Origin of the sequence: Ruminococcus sp. RTP21198st1_G1_RTP21198_201120, from assembly GCF_040924265.1 — a bacterium.
In the GTDB taxonomy this organism is placed as follows: Bacteria; Bacillota; Clostridia; order Oscillospirales; family Ruminococcaceae; genus Hominimerdicola; species Hominimerdicola aceti.
This window is the reverse complement of the sequence record NZ_JBCOMH010000037.1, coordinates 1-4,497: the sequence shown is the minus strand read 5'-3', so window position 1 is coordinate 4,497 and position 4,497 is coordinate 1. Positions and strand designations below refer to the sequence as shown.

6 protein-coding genes are annotated in these 4,497 nt (G+C 44.7%); all 6 read right to left on the bottom strand.

Going from position 1 to position 4,497, the window contains the following annotated elements; all coding sequences use genetic code 11:
• Positions 1–307 precede the first annotated feature (307 nt).
• Positions 308–544 (bottom strand): DUF6103 family protein, encoded by a 237-nt coding sequence (locus tag AB5627_RS14115; RefSeq protein ID WP_117864224.1) that lies wholly within the window; start codon positions 542–544, stop codon positions 308–310.
• Complete coding sequence (locus AB5627_RS14110; protein ID WP_368369916.1) at positions 541–1,506, bottom strand: hypothetical protein; 966 nt, start codon at positions 1,504–1,506, stop codon at positions 541–543. The genes AB5627_RS14115 and AB5627_RS14110 overlap by 4 nt, the downstream gene beginning before the upstream one ends.
• Positions 1,506–3,359: a VirB4 family type IV secretion system protein gene (locus AB5627_RS14105; protein ID WP_368369915.1), complete on the bottom strand. Its 1,854-nt coding sequence runs from the start codon at positions 3,357–3,359 to the stop codon at positions 1,506–1,508. The genes AB5627_RS14110 and AB5627_RS14105 overlap by 1 nt, the downstream gene beginning before the upstream one ends.
• Positions 3,349–3,927: a hypothetical protein gene (locus tag AB5627_RS14100; protein WP_368369914.1), complete on the bottom strand. Its 579-nt coding sequence runs from the start codon at positions 3,925–3,927 to the stop codon at positions 3,349–3,351. Before AB5627_RS14100 ends, AB5627_RS14105 begins: the two co-directional genes overlap by 11 nt.
• Positions 3,928–4,194 (bottom strand): hypothetical protein, encoded by a 267-nt coding sequence (locus AB5627_RS14095; RefSeq protein ID WP_368369913.1) that lies wholly within the window; start codon positions 4,192–4,194, stop codon positions 3,928–3,930.
• Positions 4,195–4,210: 16 nt separating this feature from the next.
• Positions 4,211–4,497 (bottom strand): conjugal transfer protein TrbL family protein (locus AB5627_RS14090; RefSeq protein ID WP_368369912.1); only part of this gene is annotated, 287 nt, incomplete at its 5' end.

The following is a 4,497-nucleotide window of genomic DNA, read 5'->3' as shown; positions in this document are numbered from 1 at the left end:
ATTTGCAAAACCTCCATTCTATGCGACTGCACGTCAAAGTTTTCAAAACTCCGCAAATTCGGCGAGCTTTGCTCGACGATGTGTCTGTTTGGTCGCTTCAAGCGACCAAACTTTAACCTGCAATATAATATTTAAGCCAATCCTATTGGCTTTGCCCTCATAAACCCACCCGAAATCTCCTGATTCCCACCATTCTCAAACTCTGCGACAAATGCCCACAAAGCCGTTTAACCACTCCTATGGTAAACTTACCCCACCGACCGCCGAACCTCGCCACACGGGGCGACACGGTGCGAACTGTGGCTTGTTACTGCTCGGACAGCTTTTCCGTTTCGGCAGGCAAAGAGTTTCTCGACTTTTTGGCAGGCTTCTTTTCCGACTTCATCTCAATAAAATTCCTAACATTCTGCGGTACATTTTTCTGATACAAGCCGTCAATGCACTTGTCGATTTCATCCGAAAGCTTAATATTTTTCTGCTCCAAATACATTTCCAGAGCCGCTAATCTTTCATCACTAATTGTTATCGCAACTGATTTTTTCATTCGCTGTCACCTCCGTTTTCATCAATTTTATCCCGCACTTCCTGCGGATAATCCACTCCCTCATAGGTACACCAGCTTACCCAACCGCCGTTTGAAACGAGGTCTTTTGTCACATATCCTGCTGATTCGGAACAGTAAATCACCTCGCCGTCACCGACATATATCCCATGCTGACTGCCGTCAAACAGTCCTATACCTGCGACCTCAGGCATGGTATCAAGACTGCCTTGCTCGGTGAAAACAAGCGTCTGAAACTGATTTCCAAACGACTTTTCATCGGGATTGTAATTCAGATAACCAAGCATAAGCCCTGCATTATCAGCATATCTGATGCGGTCAACATAGTCACGATTTCCGATTGCACCCTGCTTAAATCCCCAGCCTGAGATGTACGCATTCTCCGCCCAAGCCGCAAGATCGGAACAATTTTTTGTTGTTCTATCCTTAAACATATACTCATTTATGGTGGAATTCATAACCCAAGTGTAGGTCCTCATAAATTCGTCATAGTCGATTTCCAAACCGTAAGTTGAATTTATCGCAGCGATCAGATCGCTGTCATTCGGAGCAACGGCGAACAGGTTGGCATAGGACTGCGCATTGAAATTCTGCACATCATCGAAATATGACATATATATCAGCTGTGCTTTTATGGTCTGAGAGCGAACCCCTGCGCCCCTCATGGCGTCCTCGATTTCCTGACCGCTGTTTTGAATTTCGGTTATTTTCGCCTGCTGTTCGCTGTCAAGGCTTTCAAACAAAGACGAATCGCTGAACATTTCAGCGTTAATTTCAGGCTGTTCGATCTCCATGCTCGAAAGCACAGCTACGGGCAGGCACATTAAGCCAATAAATCCAACGGCGATACTCCCGATCAACACAAACAGCTTTCCTCGTTTCTTTTCGTCGCCCAGAATATATATCGCTATCTTTTTCAGAGCTGCCGCAACTGTTGCAGACATTACCGACCACCACCGTTTCCAAACAACACAGCCTTGTACTGCGGAGCGATGACCTGTAACAGATACCTCTCATTTCCGCACCTGTAAAGGCAAGTACCACGTTCGGGATACTTAATCAAAGCATATTCCGACTCCTCCAACTGCAGGGTGTCAATGAATGCAGTCGGAGAAATATTACCCGGATTGAACAGAAAATGATGGCTCGGAATTGAAAACAACGGCTTAGTAAACTCCTTGATTTCAGGCAAAAGAAAGTCCTCAATATTCTGACTTGCCAGAATAAACGAGGACTCCTTTTTACGAACACGTTTCATGCCGTTGCGGATATATTCGATCGCCGTCATATTTGTGAGGAACAAATACAGCTCGTCTACTGCGGCAACTGTATTTCCTCTGCCCAAAAGCTGATTGCTCATGTAGCTGAGAATGTTAAACAGCAGAGTATCCTTAAGCCTTTTGTTTGTGTCCATAAGACCTTTCACTCCGAAACAGATAAGCTCGCTGTCATTGATGTTGGTGTGACCGTTGAAATATTTTGACTCCGCACCCTTGCACATGGAGTGCAGTCCCAGACAGATATTCTGTAACATTTCTTCGGTGTATAGGTGCTTTTTCTCGTTATCAAACGCCATGAATTCCTTTTCAATAAGTTCGTAGAGGTCTGACATCACGGGATAGTCATCACTGTTAAGCGTATTGAAATCGGTAAAATCATCAATTCCGAATCTTGCGTACAGCTTCATAAGCATGATTTCAATTGTGTCAATTTCAGCGTCTGTGAAGTCCTTGTATGCTCTGAAAAAGTCTTTTAGATAGCTGATGTGCTGACTTAAACGGGTTACTTTTCGGAATGTTTCAGGGCTGTCATCGGTTTCCTTTTCTTGATTTCCAAAGCGAGAATTTTCCGACCAAGCTTTAGGTTCAAGCGGATTGATCATAAACTCGCCCGACATCATATCAATGTATGTGCCGCCGAGATTTGAACACAAGTCCTCGTACTCATGCTCAGGGTCTAAAACCAACACACTTTTGCCTGCCTCACGCTGATTGCACAGCAAAAGTTTCATCAAGTAGGACTTGCCCTGACCGCTGTTGCCGAGGATAAGAATATTGCTGTTTGTCTTATCCTCGGTACGCTTATCAAAGTCCACAAGCACGTTGCTGCCGTACTTATCTCTGCCGATATAGAAGCCGTTTTCGTCGGTTTTTCCGCTGTAATTCAAGGGGTATAGATTTGCTACAGAACTTGCAGGAAGAACACGTTCAAACTGAGTTGCGAACACATTATTGCCAGTCGGCAAAACCGATAAAAAGCCCTCTTTCTGACGGAGGAGCAGACGGTCTACGCTGATTTTTGAACGGGTAAGCTCCATTTGTATATCCGCCTGTAATTCTTTCAGCTTTTCCTCACTTGTTGCTTTCAGTTCAATAAATACAGCCGTATGCAGGAGCGGTTCTTTATTGCGGCGAAGTTCACTCAAAAGCTCCACCACATCATTTATGTTATCCTGAGCCTTTATGCTCTCGTTCACATCGTTTGTGGTAGTCATCATGTGGTTTTTACGCATCGCTTGCTGAACGATCTTCCGCTGCTCCATACTTGTCACAAGGCGGTTGTAAATGCGAAGCGTTACTCCGTTCCTGTCTGCAAGGTGAGCGAGGATAGCCGTTTCTTCTGTTGAAGTCGGATATTCCGTTACCGCCCAGCAGGACTTGTAGAAGTTTCCGCAGATATAGTGGTCGGTGTAAAACTTGATTATTCCCGGAACAGTTCGGTCAAAAAAGTCCTTTGTGCTGATAATTTCAAGCTGTTCGTCCGTCAGATTTTTCTTTTTTCGTAAATTAATTCTCATGCAATCCCTCCAGATTAAATTCGTTTTCTCCCTCAATATCGGGGATTTCCTCGCCCGATATGCTCGTTCCGAAGTAAAGTGCAAGCATACGCTTTATGTCAGACTTACTCATTCTACGAGCCGTAAAGCCGTGTTCTGAGATTGCTTTGTCAACACGATTAAGCGTGCTGAATATCTGCTCGTCCTTTTCACGCCTGAACCGTACCGCAAACATAAACTGTCTTGCCGAGGACATCTCTACCTGAATCTCGTCAAGAAAATCATAGTCCGCCTGCAGCAGTTTTCTGACCGCCTCGTTCTGCTCGGTCTGCAAACGCTTTTTGACGTACATCTTGTTTGTATCAAAACACTCGCAAGAGTCCAAAGCAAGAATTTCAAAGTCCGGTATCGTGCTTAACAGCATCATCAAATGATGTATCTTCACGTCAATATTAGCCGCTGAAAGCACTGAAATATTGGTGGGTTCTACGCTGAAAAATGCTATTTCGACCTTGTCGGTTTTCACTCCGAAACGTGAAAAACGTTCAAAGCCGATAAGACCCTGAACGCTGTTTTTGTTCTTTGTCATTTAATTTTCCCTCCAAAAATACAATTGCTGCGATGTCAGAAAGAACTTCGCAGCATTAAAAATATAGTCCATAATCGCCGTTTCGTCAACCCGAAGCGAGAGAAAAGCAAAGCAGGCAGTCGCCGCAAAAGGCAGGACATTCCACAGGTTTACCAGAACCACAACCGACAGAATTATTCCGCCGCAGATTATGATAAAATCACGGACATTCCAGAACCACAGCTTTACCGTAGCCCTTAAGTTTTCGGGGTAGATGTAGGTTTTCATTTTTTGTATCAACTCCTTATGCTTTTGTCTTAATCATATTAACAGCCTTAGCTCCCATGCTGACCGTATGGCTGACAGACATCATATTGACCCTGACGCTCGTATCCAATCCATACATCTGCGCAATCCTCGGAACTTCCGTTGCCGACAAGCAAATACCAACCGCAAGCAGAGCGTGTTGAGTGTAGGTCAGCAGTCCGAGATAGAGTATCGTTGTCTGCAAAAATGCCGTCAGACAAGTCGCAATGACCTGCTTGCACCAGCTGTAAAATCCGTCTGTGTAACCTCTCGGAACTCCAAAAA